Genomic DNA, 20,226 nt, shown 5'->3' on the forward strand with positions numbered 1-20,226 from the left:
TGCAGCAACTAAAGGTATCTTCTGGAGATATCCGTTAGCGGCTGGGCTCACTCGACAATCGCACAATATCAGCCAATCGCTTCCCCATGATCTCCCAGGTCCATCGATCTTGCGCATGGACACGACCTGCTTGTGCCATTCTTTGTGCTCGCTTTTTATCCTTGAGAATGGCACACAACGCTAAAGCAAGCCCAGCACGATCACGACCATCAACAACTACTCCAGTAGCATGAGTGACTGTCTCTGGCGCACCTCCCGAATTACCGGCAACAACTGGTATTTCACACGCTTGAGCTTCTAGATACACAATGCCAAGCCCTTCGACGTCTAGCCCCGCCCCACGAGTACGCGCTGGCATAGCAAACACATCAGCTGCTTGCAGAGCGCTAAGCATATCCCCATCACTCAATTTTCCGCTAAAAACTATGTGCGAGCTATGTAAACCAAAAGTCTTAAGAGCAAGTTTTCGCAATTTTGCCTCATATGCCCCTCCCCCCACAATAATCAACTGCGCATTGGGAAACTCAGACACAATGTCGGGCATCGCACGAATAAGCAGATCTTGCCCTTTGCGTGCCACGAGTCGGGAAATGCATACAATATGCGGTCCACCACTATGCCAATTAAGTGCCGCTGCTTTCTGTTCTTTTTGGGAAGTAGCAATTGGCTGGAAATAATCTAGTGATACCCCCGAGGGCAAATGAACATAATGCGGATTATCACCAAACGCACGACGAAACCGATTAAGCGTGTAGGACGAAATATAGGTAACAACATCACAAGAATTACCTATATAGCGCAATATCTGCCGTGCTCCTGGCAGCATAGACCAACCAACCTCATGTCCATGCGTCGAAGCAATAACTTTCTTTGCACCTGCACGACGAGCTGCACCTGCCATCATTGCCAAAGGTGCTGCCGCCCCAAACCAGACCGTATCTATTTTTTCCGCACGAATAATCTCTTGCAGACGACGCACAGTTGCAGGTGTAGGCAACATGACCTTGGCACCCCACCGATAGACTTTATATTGCTGCTGTGCATCCCATGATTGAGCATCACACTCATTTTGTGTTGAGGCAAAAACCACCACATCATTCGCTGGCAATGTTGCCACAAAATCACGCAGATAGGATTGAATCCCGCCTAAAGTTGGCGGGAAATCATTTGTTACGAGAAGAACTCTAGGCATATTAGAAATGCTCAGAAACAATGCCTAGAAACGACGTGCGCCATACCAAGGCATCGAATCAACAGAAACCACCTGCACTGGAATGCCATAATCTGAGGCGTGAATAAGCATTCCGTCACCGATATACATGCCCACGTGAGTAGCACCAGGATAGTAACCAACAACATCACCTGGTTGCAGTTCTTCTCGACTCACAGGAGTGCCTGCCGCCATCTGTGCCTGAGAAGTACGTGGCACAGTAAGACCAGCTTGCTGATAAGACCAATAGATAAGACCGGAACAGTCGAAAGCATCTGGTCCGATCGCTCCCCAGCTATATGGTGCACCTTGCTTACTCATTGCGGCTGCTACTGCGGCCTTAGCTGTCTCACTACCTCCACTTGGAATAGAAAACTCCTGAGCCACAAAATCCAAGACAGGCTCATTCTTTTCTATCCAACGCGTACGATCTTGTTCAGAAAGACCATCCACCTGAGCAGCAAGCTCATTAGTCTGTTCCTCTAACTCTTCACGCTCCTTAAGCAAGAGCTTGTGCTTTTGCTCAATATCATGACGCTTATGCTTAGCTTCTGCTAAAGCACGTGATTTATCATTGCGAGCCTTAGCAGCTTGCCGAGTGGAATCGGATAATTCTCCAAGTAGTCCTTGGGTTTTCTTGGATAAGGTACTCAAATATGCAGCACGATCAATTGCTTGCTGAGGATCATCAGAAGAAATTGCGTTAGTAATAGGATCAACCAAAGTACCCTTGTACTTGGTTCCAGAGATTCGGTTAATCTGCTCTTTATACTGATCTTCTTGAGACTTTGCCTGATCCACCAAAGCAGAAGCGTCTTTTACTTCTTGCTCTAAAACTTCCAGTTCTTTACCTTGATTCTCAAGATCAATCTCTAGTTGTTTTACTTCCTCATTCTTAGCATTAGCTTGCTGTGATACTTCTTCCATTGAGGCAAGAAGAGTATCAAGCTCATCAGCTGATACGACTGGGCTTAAACTCAATACACTGATACCTGCCACTACGGTGGCAACACTTCCAAAAAAACGACGAGACTTATTCATGCGATAACCAAAACTAGAATGATAACGATCCTATAAATACTGACCTGTTCACTATACATACTTAAATCAAAAAATGGTGCCCCAACAGTAAAAATGTTCCTTATGTGACAAATGAGTTCTATGTTATTCATCAGTTACCCCCAAACATAAATACCCCGCCAAACCAAAGGTCTAGCGGGGATTTACAGTCGACAGTGCTTACACTGCACGTTTCACAGAGGTACTGATGCCAGCTCTTTGCTTTGCGACACCACAGCCTTATTAGAAGCGTACTGCAGAGTGGAATGGCATGCTGTCAATCGGAGACTCAGACAATGGAGTTCCTTCAGTAAGAGCGTGAACAACAGTTCCTACACCAGTGTAGATACCTACATGAGAAGCACCTGAGTAGAAAACAACAATGTCGCCAGGCTGAAGCTGGTCACGAGAAACAGGAGTTCCCTGTGCCGCCTGATCATAAGAGGTACGTGGAATAGACTTACCTACCTGTGAATATGCCCAAGTAGTAAGACCAGAGCAGTCAAAAGCATCTGGACCAGCAGCACCCCACACGTATGGCGAACCAATCTTGCTGCGTGCAGCATCCACAATAGCTTGACCATTGCTGCTAGGAGCAGCAACCAAAGGAGCGCCCGGAGCTGGCGCTGGTGCGCCAAGAATTGCTCCCAAATCTAGTGGAGCAGCCTGACCTGGAAGAGTTGGAAGTGCAGGAAGGATCTGTGCAGGATTATTCGTAATTTGCTGCAAGTTTTCCAAACCAGGAACATTAACCGCACCCAAACCTGGCACGGAAAGCTCAGCAGCCTGTGCTGGATTAGCAAGAGTCACTGTTGTGCCAACCACAACAGCTGCTGCGCATAGATTGTGCTGACCACGACGGCGATGTTTAGCCATGAATGAATCTCCAAACTTTTCTGAACCACCAATCAGCACTGTCATTCACAACACTGACCGGTTTGCTACCACCGAAATCTTGAGCTGTTTCAGCGATACCAATAAGGCTTATCGATTTTCTTCTTGACGACACGACTGCTTTGGTCGCTTAATTGTCTCGAATAGATTACGAAAAAATAACGACTGATGTCCAATTAACCCAATGATTCCAAAATGTTATCGAGTCGTTATCTAAGATAACGTCACTTTTTCTCATAACGAGAAAAGTGTCCCTAGAAAAGCACGCAATCAATGTTACATAAAGCCAAAAGGTTGGTTAAGCTGCACATATTCTGTGCATGATATTTTTTATGCGCCCCATTCTCACACTCACCCAGCCAACTTCCCCACCGCAAAAAAGACGAAACCTTAGAATAAGTTATTTATGTCACACAGTTGTTTTTTTTCTGTTTTTGGAGCAGTAAATACATAGCAGAATCGGGAGAAAAGGGAACAAAATTATTTTCTACTTGTGCAACTCAAAAAACAGTTATCACAATAATTCACATATATTTCACGTCGAAAGTAAGAAAGATATACAAGGAATATGGGGCGATAGAGTGCACAATAAAGAAAGAAGCTCTCACAGTCTTTTTATTGACTGTGAGAGCTGTGGATAACTAGAGACAGCACTTATTTTTAGATAAGTCCATCTTTCTTATCTTGTTCACGATTTACGCGGTTAAGATTTTCTAGCATCTCTACTTCTTCAACATGGTTGGAGTGTTCAATCTCATCGGCCTTGCGTGCGATTTCTGCAGAGTCTGGCTTAAAGAATGAGCCACGACCTGGCTTACCAGATAGTCCAAGCTGGTTCATCTGCTTAGGAACTGCAGCTCCCGCATAAGGCAATGGAATTGGATGTCCATGCTCATCCGTTGGTCCAAGCGGTTGATGCACTTCAATAAAGGCACCATTAGGGAGGAGCTTGATTGTACCGGTTTCAATACCATGCTCAAGCACTTCACGGTCAGAGCGCTGTAGACCGAGACAAATGCGATACGTAATGAAATATGCAACAGGTGGCAACACGATAAGACCAATACGTCCTACCCAGGTCATAGCATTCAGGGAAATCTGGAAGTGGTAAGCAAAGAGGTCGTTTCCACCAGAAAGAGTGAGCAAGAAGAAGAATACAATGCCCATAACTCCCAAGGAAGTACGCACAGGCACATCACGAGGACGCTGCAAAAGATTGTGATGAGCATCGTCGCCAGTAATCTTCTTTTCAATGAATGGGTATGCAACCAGTAGGACAACCATAACACCACATAGCATTGCTACCCAGAATGCACCTGGAACTGTGTAGTTACCGAGGTATAGTTCCCATGCTGGCATAACACGTGCCGCACCATCCGTCCAAAGCATATAAATATCTGGCTGAGATCCTGCAGATACCTGTGCTGGATTGTATGGTCCTAGAGTCCAAATCGCGTTGATGGTGGTAAGACCAGCCATAAGAGCAAGCACACCTGCTGTGATCAAACCGAAAGCGGCAGCTTTAAGACCGAACAATGGAAGAATACGCACACCAACTACGTTGTTTTCCGTACGACCTGCACCCGGGAACTGCGTATGCTTTTGATACCAGACAAGTGCAAGGTGCGCTGCAATCAAGCCGAGGATAATGCCAGGAATAATCAATACGTGTGCGATATAGAAGCGATCAAGCATGATCTCTGAAGGGAAGTCCCCACCAAAGATGAGCCAGTGCAACCAGGTACCAACAATTGGCAGACCCACAACAATGGCGGACATGATTCGCAAACCAACACCAGAAAGCAAATCATCTGGTAGAGAATATCCCATAAAGCCTTCAGCCATACCAAGCAACAAGAGGATACAACCAATGATCCAGTTTGCTTCGCGTGGACGTCGGAAAGCACCAGTGAAGAAGATACGCAGCATATGCACCGTCATGGAGATGACGAACATGAGCGCTGCCCAGTGGTGCATTTGGCGAATGAACAACCCGCCACGAACCTCAAAAGAGAGATCAAGTGCTGTTTCATAAGCACGAGACATTTCCACACCGTTAAGTGGAAGGTAGTCGCCTTCGTAAATCACTTTGGTGATGGAAGGGTCAAAGAATAGGGTCAGATATACACCTGTCAACAGCAAGATGATAAAGCTGTAAAGCGAAATCTCACCAAGCATGAACGACCAGTGGGTCGGGAATACTTTGTTTATTTGGCGGCGAAGACCAGCAGCAGCCGTATAGCGTGAATCAATGTTTTCGCCAATTTGAGCAAGTTTAGTAGACATTATGACTTACGCTCCCAGAATGCAGGGCCAACAGGTTCAACAAAGTCACCAGCAGCGATGAGGTATCCTTCTTCATCAACCGTAATTGGTAGCTGAGGCAAAGCACGTGCAGCCGGCCCGAACACAGGCTTACCATAATGCAACGCATCAAACTGTGACTGGTGACATGGACAAAGAATACGGTTGGTTTGCGCCTCATACAATGAGGTTGGACAACCAATATGAGTACAGATCTTGGAATATGCGTAGTAGTCACCATAGTGGAAGTCCTCTTGACCTTCACGTTCAATGACCTTTTGCGCATCTGAGTGACGCAAACGAATAAGCATCACAGCATTACGTGGACCATGAATGGAGTGCATATGCTCCTCATACACATCTGCTGTCTTACTGTATTTATCGCCATCATTTACCAAGTCTTCAGGAAGTGGGAAAATAGTTTCCATACCCGCAGCAGCTAGGTCTTCAGGGCGCATACGAACGAGACGAGTAACACCCTGGGTAGTGTAGTGCTCCCCCACCGAGTTGCTGTGCTTAGCAGCAGTAGCGCCAGTGTCACGACCAAGATAGAGCTTTACGCCTTTCTTAGACAAAGACCAACCTGAAGTATGCAAAGTACCATCACCTTGAATACCCAGTGGTCCTTCTTTCCAAGGGTTCTTGATCATGCTAAATAGTGGAGCAACAATCACGAGGCCACTCAACACACCACCAGCACCAAGCAATCCTTGAAGCACTTTACGACGACCAAGGGTGGAAGTCTGCCAAGAATCATTAAGCAACGCAACCATAGTACGACGATCTACTTCATCTGAAGGACCATCGTGACGACGCTGTACTGCAATTTCTTCCGGCATGATTGTCTTAATGTAGAGGACAACAGCAAAGCCAAGAGAAAGAATGGTCAAACCAGCGGTCAACCCCAATAGCGGCGTATAAACAGTGTATGTCCATAGACCCGCGTCGCCAAGGCCTTTATAGCGCCAAGGCCAGAAGAGATACACGCCAAGAAATGCAAGACCAGAAATAATGCCGAGAACTAACCAAACTGCTACTGCACGACTTGCACGCTTCTCTGCAGGATCATTGGGAATCGGGAAACGCTGCTTGCGATAAGCAACAGTAACCTCATCAAGCTCGGTTCCCAGCCGTGCCAATTCTTCATTCGACATGGAAGCGAGTTCTTTTTCTGAATATTGTTTTTCGTTTGTATTACTCATGAGCGTGATCCAATCCAAAGCGCAGCAGCAATAAGAACAACAATTCCTACTAGCCACATGAACATACCTTCAGCAACTGGACCAAGACCACCCAAGCTCCATCCAGCTGGGGATGGTGTCTCTTTCGCTGTTTTAATGAAAGCAATGATGTCTTTCTTTTCTTCGGCAGTTAGCTGGCGATCAGAGAATTTAGGCATATTCTGCGGACCAGTAAGCATAGCCTGATAGATTTCTTGTTCATTGGCTGGGTCAAGAACAGGCGCAAACTTACCACTTGATAACGCACCGCCACGTCCAGTGAAGTTGTGGCATGATGCACAGTTAAGACGGAAAAGATCTGAACCACGTGCAACGTCAGCAGGGTTGATGTTTCCATCAAAATGCGAGCCACGTAGCGATTCTAGAGAAACATTGCCATCTTCATCTTTAACAATTCCTGGTCCTCCACCATTAGCTTCGACATATGCTGCCAAAGCCAGGGTCTGAGACTCAGAATAGCGTGGAGTTTTACGCATAGCTTGTGCTTCATTACGCAGCATAGGCATGCGACCAGAGTGCACCTGGAAGTAAACCGCACCAGATCCAACACCAATCAGTGAAGGTCCACGATCTTTTACTCCCTGAAGGTTTGCACCGTGACAGGTAATACACGCTACGTCATAAAGGTCTTTACCTTCTTGAATGAGTGCCTTTTCATCTTTTTGTGCAGTAGCAACCTGTGCAGTTGGTGTTACCGCATTAACGATCACACCCGCACCAGTCAAACTGAGCACAAAAGCCAAAGCACCAGCAAACATTCGGCGTATCTTACGACGATTACGCTTTTTCTTTGCTTGCGTAGCCGACACAGATCTAGCTTGAGCTGTCATGTCGGGGTTTTGTGGGTTCTTATCCATCATTTCCCTTAATCTCGTTCGGAAATTGAATGACTGTGAGCTATAAGGAACTGCCCTTACAAGCTACTACCGCCTATTGAATGAAGTAAATAGTAATGAAGAGTCCAATCCAGACCACATCAACGAAGTGCCAGTAATAGGACACCACCATTGCTGCTGTTGCTTGTGCAGGAGTGAACTTTGCTTTACTAACCCTTAGCAACACAACAACGAAAGCCAAGACACCAGCAAGCACGTGTGCTGCGTGGAAGCCCGTTGTAATGAAGAAGGTTGATCCATAGACGCTGCTCTGAATGGTCATACCATGCTCAACCAAATGAATGTACTCATAGGCCTGCCCTGCCAAGAAGACAAAACCGAGCAAGATAGTCACTCCGAACCAGCGACGTAATCCAAATACATCACCACGTTCAGCCGCAAACACACCAAACTGCGCAGTAATAGATGATGAAACCAAGAAAGCAGTAATTAGCAATGCATAAGGAACATTGAGGTGCTCTGCCCCCTCTTTCCAGGATCCATTTCCTATACCATTCGCACGTGAGGTGAAGTACATTGCGAATAAACCGGCGAAGAACATCAATTCCTGAGACAGAAACACGATTGTGCCAACACTGACCATATTGGGTCGGTTCAGTGCCGCAACACGTCGTGGTGCTGCCATATCTTTATTTCCAATTGCGCTCGTCACGTTATCTAGTATGGCTGTTTTATCGCCTTAAGTCACTTCACGCCCCCCACATTAGCCAAAGGTTTGATGGCCATCTCTGGCCTAAAAAATTGGCTTTTTCCTGTCACTATTTCTTAAAAAGAATACGTACATATTCCAGAATTCACCGCATTACACATTGGCGCAGGTCAGCACGCCGCTTTTATTCGCGCCATTGACAGAAGGTCAGATAAGAAGTACATGCGGGACAAAAAATAATTATTTTTCAGCGTTTCCAGAAAGAAAATATTGAGAGTTTTATCACACAAGAAAGCAGGGGCATTTTTGCCATATCAAACTTTAGTATGCCCCTTAGTTACCTGGCATTATGCGGGTATTGGAACCAAAAATAACCTAAAGAATAGTCGGAAAAATTTTTTCATACGTCTCGGGAACTTTTTCACATTCCATACGACTATCGCGCTCATGCCCCCACCTACACAAAAATAACAAAAGAGCCTTCGAGCTACCCAACTCGAAGGCTCCGCGTTTAACAGCAAACAAAACTTTTAATGTTTTTCCTTTGGCAATCCATATTGCAGATTCAGCATAGTAGTAGTCCAAATCAACAAAATTGCACCTGCAGCAATGAGCCAATAATGCATAAAGATGATACCAAACCCAAGAACTGCAACCGCACCACTCATGGCAGCAGGCCAAATAGAGCTAGGGCTAAAGAAACCAAGTGTGCCAGCACCATCAGCAATCTCTGCTTCTTCCCAGTCTTCTGGAAGAACATCGACATGCTTGTCAGTGAAATGGAGATAACCAGCAAGCATGAGCATCAATGCAGTTGCCAATACCAATGACACACCACCTGCCCACTCGAAGTTGTATGTGCCTGCACCTTCTTTATAAAGATTTCCATCATCACGAACGTAGGTAGTGGCGAAGAAATACACCACAGTAGCAGCAAAGAGATATACCGCCATGCCATACAAGAGTTTTGCAGTTGCTTTCATCGATAATCCCCTTTATCTCTTCGCAAGCTCGTTATTGTCTACTGCATTGTCGCCATCACGAGTCATGCGATCAACGTTGAATGGGTGTGTAGTCACCGCATAAGGTTGCTCACCAATCTTCGCAAGAGCTTCTGAGTTCGGCAAGGATGGATCGTCATGCCTAATCTTGAGATATTCCTTGAACTTCTCTGGCGAAACGACGCGAATCTCAAAGTTCATCATGGAGTGGTAGGTACCGCACATCTCCGCACAGCGACCGACGAAAGCACCTTCCTTTTCAATCTTTTCGATCTGGAAACGACGCTCTTGCTTATTCTCCTCTGGGTGAGAATAAACATCTCGCTTGAACAGGAACTCAGGAACCCAGAAAGCGTGGGAAACATCGTTAGAAGCCAAGTCGAACTGAATTGGCGTCTGTGATGGAAGAACAAGAACTGGTACTTCCTCACTGGTTCCTAGAGTCTCAATAAGATTGAAACGTAGGTAAGAAGTATCATTCTTAGAACGACCATTGATTGGGTTATCGCCGTTTGGATCAACTTTTGACGCCTCTGCCTGTGCCTGACGTTCCTGATCCACACCGTCATAATCAGAACCAGTTGGGCTTAGTTCAGCCGCAACGTGCTGATAACCAAACTTCCAGTTCCACTGATAACCAGTAACATCAACAGTTACTTCTGGATTTTTATTCAGTGCATTGACTTTATCTTCAGTCTGAACTGTAAAGAAGAATAGAGCCATCACAATAATGATTGGAACAATAGTAAGAACTAACTCCAATGGAACGTTATATTGCGTCTGGCGTGGGAACTCATCTTTTCCTGCTTTCTTGGCACGCTTTGCATTCCAAGCCAGCATTCCATAAATAAACAGACCCCACATAATAAAACCAATGATCCATGCGGCAACCCATACCCAGGACCAGAAGTTATACATTGCAGTTGCCTCAGGGGTAATACCCTTTGGCCAACCAAAAGCCAAGATCTCACCAAGAAGACCACCTGGCGCTTCGACGTCACATCCGGCAAGTGCGAAGCCACTGACACCTAGAAGGGCACCTAGGAGCACCTTACGGCTCATGCCACGCTTCTGCTGCTGATTCACGCGCGTCTGCCTTCCTTCATCTGAACAATATATTTCTCTGAAGATTCTTGATCGTCACACATCACATAGAGCGTGACGTAGTTTTCTTGTTCCCTTCAAGAACCCACCTAAATATGCAGGATAGCGCACAATTGCCCTTTCCTTTAACTCAACAAGCACAAATGATTTCAGCACTAAATACGGCAAAAAAACGTTTCCCCTTTTCACAACGGTTTTTTATCCGTTACCCTGCACCGCAGTAGGCAAACACTCCCGTTGAATGTAATCCATTTCACAAAACATACGAGACGTATCAACCTTATGGATACCCACAAGTTTCACCCGTATTACCCCCGCCGTCCTAACGCTTTATTCCCTCACACTCTTAATTCAGTCGAACGCTACCCAACGGCATTGAGTCCAAGAAATAAATACCCCGTCCAAGCAGCACGGTAACTCGTCGAATAGCTAAAGCAGGCTATAGTCTGTGTAAGTAACTCGATTAAAAGAATGAAAAGACTTTAGGATCTGATTATTTATGTGCGGACTTCTTGGTTTCCTCAGCGCCGACTCTAGCGCTGCCAGCTTTACCAGCAGCATCGAAAAAGCGCTGCCATGTATGCGCCACCGCGGTCCCGACGAGGCGGGTTCTTGGCATAATGACCAAGTTATTTTCGGTTTTAATCGCCTCTCGATTATTGACCTTGAACATTCTCACCAGCCATTAACTTGGGGGCCAGCAGAGCAGCCAGAGCGCTATGCCATGACATTCAATGGGGAGATTTATAACTACGTAGAGCTGCGTCAGGAATTAGAAGGATACGGCTACAGCTTTAATACTTCTGGCGACGGCGAACCAATCATTGTTGGTTTCCATCACTGGGGCAAAGATGTCGTCTCTCACTTGCGCGGAATGTTTGGCATTGCTATTTGGGACTCCGTCGAAAAGCAACTATTTTTGGCACGCGATCCTTTTGGCATTAAGCCACTTTATTATGCGGCCACTACCAAGGGCACTGCTTTCTCCTCCGAGAAAAAGTGTTTACTAGCAATGGAACAAGACTTGAGCCTTGATTTATCGCTCGATAAGCGCGCGATCGAACACTATGTAGATTTGCAATATGTTCCAGAGCCAGAAAGCCTCCATAGCGCTATTCGACGACTCGAGTCTGGTTGTATTGCCACAGTTAAGCCAGGTGGCGAGCTAGAGCAACAACGCTATTTCACACCTCGGTTCCCTGCGCAGCCAGTAACAAAAGGAAAAGAACAAGAGTTATTCGACCGTATCGCTCGTGCGCTTGAGGACTCCGTCGAAAAGCATATGCGTGCTGATGTCACCGTAGGTTCCTTCCTCTCTGGCGGCATTGATTCCACGGCAATTGCTGCACTAGCCAAACGTCATAACCCGGATCTGATAACCTTCACCACAGGTTTTGAGCGAGAAGGCTACTCAGAAGTAGATGTTGCTGCAGAATCTGCAGAGGCAATCGGGGTAAAACACGTGGTGAAAATTGTGTCACCAGAAGAATACGCTGCAGCTATTCCAAAAATTATGTGGTATCTTGACGACCCAGTGGCAGACCCATCGCTTGTGCCACTATATTTTGTGGCGCAAGAAGCACGAAAGCACGTCAAAGTGGTTCTTTCTGGAGAAGGCGCTGATGAATTATTTGGTGGATACACCATTTATAAAGAACCACTTTCCTTGGCACCATTCGAGAAAATACCATCGCCTTTGCGCAGAGGTTTAGGCAAGCTCTCGCAGATATTGCCCACAGGAATGAAAGGCAAATCACTACTAGAGCGTGGCGCAATGACCATGGAAGAACGCTACTACGGCAATGCTCGCTCTTTTAATTTCGACCAGCTCCAGCGCGTATTGCCGTGGGCAAAAACTCAGTGGGATCACAAGGACGTAACAGCACCGATCTACGCACATTCCCGCGATATGGACCCGGTTGCCCGAATGCAACATCTTGACCTGTTCACCTGGATGCGTGGCGATATTTTGGTCAAAGCAGACAAAATGACCATGGCAAACTCTCTAGAGTTGCGCGTGCCATTTTTGGATCGGGAAGTTTTTGCCGTTGCAGAAACAATCCCTTATGACCTCAAAATCTCCCATAACACCACAAAATATGCGTTGCGCAAGGCTATGGAGCAAATTGTCCCTGCCCATGTGCTCCATCGCAAGAAATTGGGCTTCCCCGTACCCATGCGCCACTGGCTAGCTGGCGATGAACTATTTGGCTGGGCGCAAGATCAAATCACGCAGTCAGAGACTGAAGATATTTTTGATAAAAAAGCTATTCTCACCATGCTCAATGAGCATCGCGACGGTGTATCAGATCATTCTCGCAGGCTATGGACAGTATTGGCGTTCATGGTATGGCATGGCATTTTTGTGGAAGAACGCATTGATCCAGGTATTGAGGACAAAGAATACCCGGTATATCTCTAGAATTAACGCTCTCGCAGACAGCTACAAACGCAAAAGCCGACTCACTAGGACTAGGAGTCGGCTTTGTGCATCTATAACATCTGCAGCATCTATGGCAGCAGAGTTGAGTACATTGAATAATTAGTTGAATGAATCTCCACAGGCACAAGAACTACCTGCATTAGGGTTATCAATGGTAAAGCCCTGCGATTCAATAGTGTCCGCGAAATCAATACGGGCCCCAGTGAGATAAGGAATGCTCATCTTATCCACGACAAGACGTACGCCCCCAACAATATCTTCTTTGTCTCCATCAAGCTGGCGATCATCAAAATAGAGTTGGTAGCGTAATCCTGCACAACCACCTGGTTGCACTGCAATACGCAAAGCAAGATCATCACGACCCTCTTGCTCTAATAATGCCTTTGCCTTAGCAGCAGCAGCCTCGGAAAGAATAACCCCCGTATTGGTATCTTTGGTATCTGTAGAAGGTGCTGTCATGACTACTTTCTCCTTAACATTGTGGACATAGGAACCTAAGTTGATGAGAAGTTCTTGTGAGAACTGTATCAAAAAATACAAGTATCCCCACGCTACCCTTATCTTGGCTTTTACGCTAGATATGCTAGAGCATTACACTCTTTTAGGCTTCAAGAAACTTCTTCGGAACTTCTTTATGTGCAACACATGACGCTAAAAATTATTCCCGCACATATTCCATACGCATTTTCCATACGCATTCCGCACACATTGCGCGCGCATTCCACAAAGTTCGGGTGTATGGGAGTTGTTACTTTGTCGCTTCTAATTGGTAGCCTTAGGAACGTGAAACTTCCTTGGAATGATGAGAAAAAGCAAGAGCAAGAATCAGTATCAGCTGCTTCGGCAGGAACTGCACGTCGACTAGCAAAAGAGCAACCTGGGGAGGAGCAAAAACCTCTGGCTGCAGAAACCTCAGAGACAAAGCCTCAAGAGTCTCAGCAGACCTCAAAGGCATACACTCCCAAGAAAGGTCATGCCACGCCTTCTCGTAAGCAGGCGCAACAGCATTTGGGGACATTTGAGTCGCGCTATGCTCCGCAAGGAACATACAGCGAGAATCGAAAAAAACGCAAGGAGCTCAAAGCGTCGATGAGCGCTGAGCAGTGGCGAGACTATAAGAAGAAAGAAAAGCAGGAACGGCAAAAGCAACAACGCGAAGCTCAAGCGGCAATGGATCGTGGAGAAGAAAAGTATCTTCTTGCACGCGACAAAGGACCGGAGCGTCGTTTTGTTCGTGATTTTATTGACTCCCGACGCTACCTCAATAATTACGTCATGCCTTTCGCAATTGTGCTGCTACTCATCTTGATTATTGGTCAACGTATGCCACAAATTGCGTCGATAATTTCTCTCGTAGCAATGATTATCATGCTGATTTTCTTTGCCGAGGGCATCTGGCTTGGTCGTGCGGCAGCACGTGCAACGAAAGCAAAGTTCCCCGATACTACCGAGTCTGGTTTTGGTCTAGGTTTTTATGCCTATGGTCGCGCCACCCAACCGAGAAAATGGCGTACTCCTAAACCACGTGTGTCCTTAGGAGAAAAGGTGAGTTAATGCGCACGCTTATTCTGGGTGGAGCGCGCTCTGGAAAATCTAGTTTCGCAGAGAATCTTATCGGCGAGGCTTCGTGTCTCTATATAGCCACTGCTCGCCCCACACCAGGTGATTATGACTTTGCAGAGCGCATTGCCCGGCATAAGTCGCGTCGGCCTGCGCACTGGTTCACTGAGCAGGAACGTGATCTCCTTGAAATACTTGAGGAGTACACACGCCCTCAGTCTCATCGCCCCGAGGTGGATTATATTCTTGTCGACGACTTGGGCACCTGGCTTAGCTATCAATATGACATTCACAAGGCGTGGGATAAACCTCGCGGAAGTCTCCACCACCTTTTTGATGAGCTAGTTGCAAAAATTAGCGCTTTTCCGAGCACCATTGATCTTATTTTTGTCTCTCCTGAAGTAGGGATGGGCATTATTCCTGAGTATCACGCTGGTAGACTTTTTCGTGATGAATTAGGGCTACTCAATCAGATGATAGCCAGTGCCGTCGATCGTAGTTTGTTCGTAGTGGCAGGACAAGCATTAGAGCTGCATAAAAGCTACGATTGAGGCTACAATCTTTATTTTTCCTGTGAGAGCCTTTTGAGAGTCGTTGAGGATTTCTTATGCACGCAAGTGATTTTTTCCCTAAAGTTCACGCCCCTGACGCAGATATAGCGCAACAAGCGCGTGATTTTCAGCTCACGCTAACAAAACCTACCGGCTCACTAGCACGCTTAGAAACTCTGGGAGTATGGTTGAGTTCTTGCCAAGGGTGCGTGCCTCCTAAGAAAATTACTCGACCACGATTAGTGGTTTTTGCGGGCGATCATGGCATTGCTACGAAAAATGTTTCACCATATCCAATTGAGGTTTCTGTGCAGATGGCAGAAAATATCCGTCAAGGTGGTGCTGGTGTTAATGCCCTTGCTCAACAATCAGGCACGGGAATACGCGTTGCTGATATTTCACTATTCCACGAGGCCACCGGCCCAGAGCGTGTTTCTCAGTCCTGTGGTTCGATTGATGTGGAAGATGCAATGAGCGAGGAAGAACTCCACCGCGCAATCGAAATTGGTAAAACCATTGCAGACCAAGAGGTAGATTCAGGTGCTGACCTGCTTATGGCTGGTGATCTAGGCATTGGCAACACCACTCCTTCGGCAGTAATAATTGGACTGCTTACTCATAAAGAACCTGTGCTTGTCACCGGACGTGGCTCGGGGGTCGATGATCAAGGGTGGCAACGTAAAACAGCTGCTGTACGTGACGCTATGTTCCGTGCGCGCAAAGATCGTCACGATATTCTCACGCTCATGCGCAAAGTAACCTCACCTGAGCTAGCAGCTATGGCAGCATTTCTTGCTCAAGCAGCTATTCGACGCACCCCTATCCTCTTAGACGGTGTTGTGGTTACAGCAGCGGCAATGCTTGCAGAAAATCTTGCTCCTGGTGCTAAAGCCTGGATGCAAGCTGGGCACCAATCTGCTGAGCCGGCACACGCTTTTGCACTGGAGTATTTAGAGCTCAATCCCCTACTTCAATTGGGCATGCGCTTGGGTGAAGGTTCAGGTGCAGCAGCAGCTGTTCCATTGATAATGATGAGCGCCAACATCATGAATGATATGGAAACCTTTGCTTCAGCTGGGGTTTCTGGTAGTGATGCAGTTCCTGTTGGCCGCTTTAAGGATTGCTCCTAGTATGTCAGGAAAAGTGGACTTTGTCCCTGGTAGCCACGGTTCTGCTTGGCTTGAAGGACCAGCTACAGCACTGAGTTGGCTAACCATCATACCTATTCGTGGTGCCGAAGCATTTGACCGTACTACCGGTGCTCGCGTAATGGCATCGTTACCTGTGGTTGGTATCGTCTTTGGAATCGTAGGTAGTGCTTTAGCATGGCTTTTTCTCTCGCTACATATTTTTCCTTTTCTCAGCGCTGTACTGATCATTAGCGCATGGCAGCTTTTTAATCGTTTCATGCATCTAGATGGTTTTGCTGATGTTGCCGATGCACTTGGTTCCTATGCTCCGCCGCAAAAAGCTCGCGACATCCTTTCCGACCCGCATGCCGGCCTTATTGCTATTGCCAGTGTGGTCCTTGCCCTGGGCGTCGAAATAGCAGCTATTTTTTGTTTATTAGATGCTGCTATGACTACCCGCATCAGCACCCCGACGTTACTGATTAGTATCTTCTTCATTCCGGTTATTTCACGAATTTGTGCCATGATAGGTGCTCATCGGCGTTTTTACCCTATGCACACCCAAGGTTTTGGCGCATTGTTCATCGGTCATGTGCAGACCTGGTGGGTAGCATTATGGGCTTTCTTGGCGTTAGTTTTGTGCTTTTCCTTAGCCCTGATGTGCGCAGCACCTGTTATGGCTCTTATGCTCAGTGTGAGTGTTGCCTTGGTGGTGAGTATTATCGTTGCCACCATCTGTGCCATTCATTGCTTTCGACGTTTTCGCGGACTCAATGGTGACACCAACGGTTTTATCCTAGAGATGAGCGTCGTAAGTTGTTCTGTGGTGTTCGCGGTTCTATTGCCGCTACTGCCATGAGTGCTGCACATAAATAAACCTGGTGCACACCATGTGCACCAGGTAAGCGGCAAAGAAAATAGCGCCCTTAAGGCTCGATAAGAGTATACATCCAACCGTGGATGTCTTCTTCAGTGCCTTTTTGGATACCAGTGAGTTTTTCACGCAATTGCATGGTTATCTCTCCTGGTTGATTGCCGTTGATACTGAATTGCCCTTGTGGATATTTTGCAGAACCAACAGGGGTAATAACTGCTGCGGTACCACAAGCAAAAGTTTCGCTCATCTCACCGCTACGCGATTTTTCTTCCCATTCTTGGACAGAAATTAAGCGTTCTTGTGCATGATAGCCAAGATCTTGAGCGAGCTGAACAATGCTCTGTCGGGTGACACCTGGCAGAATTGAACCAGATAATCTCGGCGTAATGACCTGTGCGTCTTTTCCTTTCCCCTGCACAAAAAACATATTCATGCCACCCATTTCTTCGATATAGGTGCGTTCTTTGGCATCAAGCCATACCACTTGCTCACAGCCTTCTTCTGTTGCCTGAGCCTGGGCGAGCAAAGAAGCAGCATAGTTACCAGCGCACTTTGCCGCACCTGTTCCTCCTGGAGCAGCGCGAACATAATCAGTGCTCAACCATACTGATACCGGTTTGATCCCATCGGCAAAATATGCTCCTGCAGGAGAAGCGATAAGAATATACATATATGACTGCGATGGGGAAACCCCTAGAGTATTTTCTGTAGCAATCATAAAGGGGCGTAAGTAGAGCACTTCTTCCCCACCTGGAGCTGGAACCCAATCACGGTCAATATCAACAAGTTGGCGTATGGATTCTATGAACAGTTCTTCCGGCAACTCTGGCATAGCAAGACGTTGTGCTGATGCTTGAAAGCGGTGTGCATTTTCTAGTGGGCGGAAAGTCTTAATGCTTCCGTCGGCATGGCGATAGGCTTTGAGTCCCTCAAAAATTGCCTGACCATAATGCAGCACGCTTGTTGCTGGATCAAGAGAAATCGGCTGGTACGGCACCACTTTGGCATCGTGCCAACCTTGCTCTTTATTCCAGTTGATTGTCACCATATGGTCGCTAAAATGCTTACCGAAACCTGGGTTAGCAAGGATTTCTTGGAGCCGCTCTGGTGACGTCGGAGTTGTGGTTTTCTGAACTGTGAAAGTAGAAGACGTCATGCTCCTTGAATATACACCTTGTTCAGAGCAGGGAGAAAATCATATTTTCCGCTATTGTAGAAATACTCCCAGATATGTTTTTCTACTCATTCAAGCGCATCATGCAAGCGCGGGGAAAGCATAACGATTACGGAAGGTTGTATTGTGACATCTCAATTTGATTTGCCAGCACGTGGCACAAAAACAAAGCTCACCTTAGCGAAAAAGCTCCCTGAATCTTTTGATTGTTTAGTTGTTCCTGTGTTTCAAGGAGAACACGATTTAGAACTAGCAGCCAGCGATTATTTCTCCGAAACCGCCAACTTGGATATATGGAAGTCGCTGATTGCAGTAGGAGCAACAGGTAAAGTAGCTGAGCTCACAAAGGTTCCTGCTGGCGAGAACTCTCCAGCGGATTTTGTTCTTGCTGTGGGGCTAGGTGATAGCCAAGAACTCGATGAGGAAATAATCCGTCGCGCTACCGGCGCTGCTGCACGTGCACTAACCGGGGTAAATACTGTTGTCACAACCATTGGCGCTTTTGGGATGCAAGCAGCCGTAGAGGGCTTTGGACTCGGTGCTTATCACTATCGCGGCTTAAAAAATCACAAGAGCAATGCCAAAAATACCGCACATAACGAGCCAGTGAAGAAAGTAGTTTTCTTACATAACGCTAAAGGTGATAAAGAGATAGTTCGCAATGCCAAAGTGACCGTTAATGCGGTGAACTTAGCTCGCGATTTAGTCAATACTTCATCTGCACATCTTTACCCGGAAAGTTATGCAGCCATTATTGAACAACTTGCCAAACCACTTGGGATTGACGTCGAGGTGCTGGCGGAAAAAGAGCTCAAAAAGCAGGGTTTTGGTGGCATTTTGGCAGTAGGTATGGGGTCAGCTCGTACCCCTCGGCTGGTGCGCTTATCATGGGCACCGAAGGATAAGGATACCGCTAAAGAATTGCCTCATGTAGCAATGGTGGGTAAGGGAATTACCTTTGATACTGGTGGTATTTCACTCAAACCGGGTGCTCAGATGGATCACATGATTTCTGATATGGGTGGTTCTGCAGCCGTTGTTGCTACGGTTCTAGCTGCAGCACGCTTGAAATTGAATGTACGTATCACCGCTACTATTCCGCTGGCAGAGAATATGCCTAGTGGTCACGCATATCGTCCAGGCGATGTCATCACTCACTATGGCGGTATCACGACCGAGGTGCTCAATACTGATGCAGAAGGGCGCCTTGTGCTTGCCGACGCTATTGCCAGGGCGTGTGAGGATAAGCCACAGTATCTGCTCGAAGCAGCGACTCTTACAGGTGCCCAGATTGTTGCACTCGGACATCGTATCTCAGGTGTCATGGGTTCAGATGAATTCCGTGATCGTGTTGTTGCTGCTGGTCAGACTGTAGGCGAACAAGCATGGGCGATGCCATTGCCTACTGAGCTTAGCGACGCAATCAAATCCCCTGTGGCTGATTTACGTAATATCAGTGCTAATTCTGGGGGCGGTATGTTAGTGGCTGGCTGCTACTTGCAGGAGTTCGTTGCTGATGATGTGCAGTGGGCACATATTGATATTGCCGGACCATCGTTTAATACCAGTGGTGAACACGGTTATACCCCCACACGTGCGACAGGTGTGCCAGTGCGTACATTCCTCAAAGTGCTCAGTGAGCTTGCCGACGCTAACTAACGCATTCTGGGCTGTTATCTCTTGTCTTTATGATCGCTGTGCTTCCCCTCCCCTGATCCTGATAACAGCCCTTTTCTTTATTGCTTATCGCGATATTCTCGCTCAAACTTTTCTCGACGTTTCTTCTGCTCTGCACGTTTTTTAAGAATACGATCGCGTTCAATTTTCTCACGCATACGCTGGGGATACCCTGTTTCTTCTACATCATAAATTGGAATATCAAGCCGTTGTGCGAGCATATCAATGCTTCGCGGGCCACCAATTCTGCGGCGCGTAAACTCGCCGGTGATGTCAACCAGCACAATCGACATTTCATTGATGAGGGTTTCTGGTTCCACAAAACCTTCGACGCCCATATGTTCAGTTGTCCAACGCACCAAGAATTGCACGTCTTCTTCCTGCATTTTCTTCATATGAGTGTGAGCAGAGTGCGACCGTCGGGAGGTTGTTTTCTGCCTAGATTTTCGACCAAAT

The 20,226-nt window shown here is 46.8% G+C and carries 18 protein-coding genes; 6 read left to right on the forward strand and 12 right to left on the reverse strand.

Features of this window, described 5'->3' with window-relative positions:
• Nucleotides 1–34: 34 nt before the first annotated feature.
• The 9 genes from EML15_RS02275 to EML15_RS02315 all read right to left on the reverse strand — a co-directional run bounded on the left by EML15_RS02275 (nt 35) and on the right by EML15_RS02315 (nt 10,340).
• On the reverse strand, nt 35–1,192 hold the full coding sequence (locus EML15_RS02275; protein WP_144273220.1) for a glycosyltransferase family 4 protein: 1,158 nt from the start codon (nt 1,190–1,192) through the stop codon (nt 35–37).
• Between the two features lie 24 nt (nt 1,193–1,216).
• Entirely contained in the window at nt 1,217–2,251 is a 1,035-nt protein-coding gene (locus tag EML15_RS02280; protein ID WP_144273221.1) for an NlpC/P60 family protein, read from the reverse strand.
• Nucleotides 2,252–2,512: 261 nt separating this feature from the next.
• A complete protein-coding gene (locus EML15_RS02285) occupies nt 2,513–3,145 on the reverse strand; it encodes a C40 family peptidase (RefSeq protein WP_144273222.1) in 633 nt (210 codons plus the stop codon).
• 678 nt (nt 3,146–3,823) lie between these two features.
• Nucleotides 3,824–5,449 (reverse strand): cytochrome bc complex cytochrome b subunit, encoded by a 1,626-nt coding sequence (locus EML15_RS02290; protein ID WP_144273223.1) that lies wholly within the window; start codon nt 5,447–5,449, stop codon nt 3,824–3,826.
• The gene (locus EML15_RS02295; protein WP_144273224.1) at nt 5,449–6,669 is read right to left on the reverse strand and encodes a ubiquinol-cytochrome c reductase iron-sulfur subunit; all 1,221 of its coding nucleotides are present in this window, start codon (nt 6,667–6,669) and stop codon (nt 5,449–5,451) included. Before EML15_RS02295 ends, EML15_RS02290 begins: the two co-directional genes overlap by 1 nt.
• On the reverse strand, nt 6,666–7,568 hold the full coding sequence (locus tag EML15_RS02300) for a cytochrome c (protein ID WP_144273225.1): 903 nt from the start codon (nt 7,566–7,568) through the stop codon (nt 6,666–6,668). Before EML15_RS02300 ends, EML15_RS02295 begins: the two co-directional genes overlap by 4 nt.
• A gap of 70 nt (nt 7,569–7,638) precedes the next feature.
• Nucleotides 7,639–8,256: a heme-copper oxidase subunit III gene (locus tag EML15_RS02305; protein ID WP_144273226.1), complete on the reverse strand. Its 618-nt coding sequence runs from the start codon at nt 8,254–8,256 to the stop codon at nt 7,639–7,641.
• A 527-nt stretch (nt 8,257–8,783) separates the two neighbouring features.
• Nucleotides 8,784–9,236, reverse strand: a complete 453-nt coding sequence (locus tag EML15_RS02310; protein ID WP_144273227.1) for a cytochrome c oxidase subunit 4 — start codon at nt 9,234–9,236, stop codon at nt 8,784–8,786.
• A 12-nt stretch (nt 9,237–9,248) separates the two neighbouring features.
• Complete coding sequence (locus tag EML15_RS02315; protein WP_144273228.1) at nt 9,249–10,340, reverse strand: cytochrome c oxidase subunit II; 1,092 nt, start codon at nt 10,338–10,340, stop codon at nt 9,249–9,251.
• Nucleotides 10,341–10,857: 517 nt separating this feature from the next.
• Between EML15_RS02315 and asnB the strand changes: the two genes are divergently transcribed.
• Nucleotides 10,858–12,780: an asparagine synthase (glutamine-hydrolyzing) gene (gene asnB, locus EML15_RS02320; protein ID WP_144273229.1), complete on the forward strand. Its 1,923-nt coding sequence runs from the start codon at nt 10,858–10,860 to the stop codon at nt 12,778–12,780.
• A 120-nt stretch (nt 12,781–12,900) separates the two neighbouring features.
• Here asnB and EML15_RS02325 read toward each other — a convergent pair whose 3' ends face one another.
• Entirely contained in the window at nt 12,901–13,260 is a 360-nt protein-coding gene (locus EML15_RS02325) for an iron-sulfur cluster assembly accessory protein (protein WP_144273230.1), read from the reverse strand.
• Nucleotides 13,261–13,584: 324 nt separating this feature from the next.
• Between EML15_RS02325 and EML15_RS02330 the strand changes: the two genes are divergently transcribed.
• From EML15_RS02330 to EML15_RS02345, 4 genes are read left to right on the forward strand one after another with little or no spacing between them, the layout of a single operon-like run.
• The gene (locus tag EML15_RS02330) at nt 13,585–14,355 is read left to right on the forward strand and encodes a DUF3043 domain-containing protein (protein ID WP_185967142.1); all 771 of its coding nucleotides are present in this window, start codon (nt 13,585–13,587) and stop codon (nt 14,353–14,355) included.
• Nucleotides 14,355–14,912 (forward strand): bifunctional adenosylcobinamide kinase/adenosylcobinamide-phosphate guanylyltransferase, encoded by a 558-nt coding sequence (locus EML15_RS02335; RefSeq protein WP_144273232.1) that lies wholly within the window; start codon nt 14,355–14,357, stop codon nt 14,910–14,912. The genes EML15_RS02330 and EML15_RS02335 overlap by 1 nt, the downstream gene beginning before the upstream one ends.
• 56 nt (nt 14,913–14,968) lie before the next feature.
• The gene (gene cobT, locus EML15_RS02340) at nt 14,969–16,042 is read left to right on the forward strand and encodes a nicotinate-nucleotide--dimethylbenzimidazole phosphoribosyltransferase (RefSeq protein WP_144273233.1); all 1,074 of its coding nucleotides are present in this window, start codon (nt 14,969–14,971) and stop codon (nt 16,040–16,042) included.
• A 1-nt stretch (nt 16,043) separates the two neighbouring features.
• The gene (locus EML15_RS02345; protein ID WP_144273234.1) at nt 16,044–16,901 is read left to right on the forward strand and encodes an adenosylcobinamide-GDP ribazoletransferase; all 858 of its coding nucleotides are present in this window, start codon (nt 16,044–16,046) and stop codon (nt 16,899–16,901) included.
• A 67-nt stretch (nt 16,902–16,968) separates the two neighbouring features.
• Here EML15_RS02345 and EML15_RS02350 read toward each other — a convergent pair whose 3' ends face one another.
• The gene (locus tag EML15_RS02350) at nt 16,969–18,075 is read right to left on the reverse strand and encodes a branched-chain amino acid aminotransferase (protein WP_144273235.1); all 1,107 of its coding nucleotides are present in this window, start codon (nt 18,073–18,075) and stop codon (nt 16,969–16,971) included.
• A 144-nt stretch (nt 18,076–18,219) separates the two neighbouring features.
• Here EML15_RS02350 and EML15_RS02355 point away from each other — a divergent pair, with 144 nt between their 5' ends.
• A complete protein-coding gene (locus EML15_RS02355) occupies nt 18,220–19,752 on the forward strand; it encodes a leucyl aminopeptidase (protein WP_144273236.1) in 1,533 nt (510 codons plus the stop codon).
• A gap of 77 nt (nt 19,753–19,829) precedes the next feature.
• Here EML15_RS02355 and EML15_RS02360 read toward each other — a convergent pair whose 3' ends face one another.
• Nucleotides 19,830–20,165 (reverse strand): oxidoreductase, encoded by a 336-nt coding sequence (locus EML15_RS02360; protein WP_246846885.1) that lies wholly within the window; start codon nt 20,163–20,165, stop codon nt 19,830–19,832.
• Between the last annotated feature and the right edge of the window lie 61 nt (nt 20,166–20,226).

It is taken from the genome of Corynebacterium sp. sy017 (genome assembly GCF_017918135.1).
Classification (GTDB): domain Bacteria; phylum Actinomycetota; class Actinomycetes; order Mycobacteriales; family Mycobacteriaceae; genus Corynebacterium.